Genomic DNA, 1,684 nt, shown 5'->3' with positions numbered 1-1,684 from the left:
CTACCCGTATAGTAGAGGTAGCCGTCGGCTATGTGGGCGTCGAGTATGCGGGTGTCGCCCGAGGGTGTACCCAAGTAGGCTCCTTCGGGAATTTCGGGCAGGGCAATGGAGTCGCTATGGCCGGCGGCAATCATGCCGGTAGCCAGCTTTTCGCCCGGCCATTCTCCCTTGTCAATAGTGATGTCAAACGGGGTTTGCCCATACCATTGTCCCTGGTTGTCCACCAGGGTGGACAGGATATGGTACGACCCGACATCGGTAGGCAGGCCATAGGCGAACGGCTCGATAGTGTCCGTACGGTAGGCATAGACAGCCGAGAAACTGTCGGGAATACCTTCTACCGTGAAGTCGATACCAGCCTCTATCGGGGCTTGGTCATACGCCGGGTTTCCGGGTGTAATGTCCAGCGCAATATCCGTCCCATTCGTATTCCGTTTGTACACCCCATAGGGGAAGCCCTCGCGATACCCGGTCACGCCTTCGCCCACCGGTATGGCTATGGACCCCTCCGTCAAGTAGTCTGTAATCGTCGGTTCCACGAAAAAGCCGCCTTCAACGACGTTGTAGTGGCCAAATACCTGGTTGACCTCAAACCTGCCTATATATCCCCCCGCAACAGATAAGAATCTGGAATCTTCTTGGCGGTTGATAAAAATGTCTTTGTCAGTATATTTGTCGTCCACGGCCGAGTTATTGATAATAACACCGCCTGTGATGGAGATAGTGTCCACCATGATAGCCGAAATGCCGGCTCCGAAATAACCGCCGGTATTACCGGAAATGAGGCCACCGTTAATAACGAGGGATCTTCCTTGAAGTATGTAAATTCCTCCACCCGAGTTGAAACCCTCGCAAACATTGTCAATAATCAGACCGTCATTGAGCGTGAACTGGGAGTCGAGATTTCCGCAAATCGCTCCGGCATCTGATTCTCCGATGTTGCCCGATATTTCTCCACCGTTCATCACGAAGTGTGCATTCGATCCCGAGATATAGACACCACCTCCTTTGTCGGCTCTGTTGCCCCATATCTTGCCCCCGTTCAGGGTCAAAGCCTCATAGGTAAATATAGCTCCGCCTCTCGAAACCGAGGTGTTGCCGGCTACTTGACCACCGTTGATGACAGCCGTTCTTTCCATCTCACCCGGCTCATCACTACTATCCCAGATACCGATACCGCCTCCTAAATTATTGTATATAGACCGATTACCGGCTATCACACCGCTTTCGAGTGTAAAGCAAGCACCTTCTCCATCGACAAAGATACCTCCACGGGTAAGGCCCCCGGTAATTACACCGCCATCAATCACGCCGATGGTATCGGCTGCCTCATACTGAGCGTTCCACTCGTCCGATCCGTCGTCGAACACGAACCGTCCTCCCTCATTTTTATAATACCGGTGCTGGTGCTCCGGAGCTTCGCTCCCCTCTTGACAGTCGCACACCGTGAGTTTGGAAGCATCGACACTGATAACCGGGTTGTCGCCCAGGCCGGTCAACTGGTAACCATTCAGACACAGGGTAACCACCGCTCCGTCGGCAATGACGAGGTCGGAACTCAGCTTGGTGTCGCCGGTGAGATAATACATGGCCGGCTGCTCGTCGGTAGAGCCGGCTCCTATCGTGCCCCCGCTTGCCGGTAACGGAATCCACCCCTCGCTGTGGTCGTGGGCACTCAACTGTG

1 protein-coding gene is annotated in these 1,684 nt (G+C 54.1%); it reads right to left on the bottom strand.

Translation table 11 applies throughout. The features are described from left to right. Positions 1-1,684: hypothetical protein (locus B5G10_RS12735; RefSeq protein ID WP_206396582.1), on the bottom strand; the 1,684-nt coding region annotated here is incomplete at both ends.

Source organism: Barnesiella sp. An55, assembly GCF_002161555.1.
Taxonomy (GTDB): Bacteria; Bacteroidota; Bacteroidia; order Bacteroidales; family Barnesiellaceae; genus Barnesiella; species Barnesiella merdipullorum.
The sequence above is the reverse complement of the archived record's forward strand: the minus strand, read 5'-3'. Positions and strand labels throughout refer to the sequence as shown.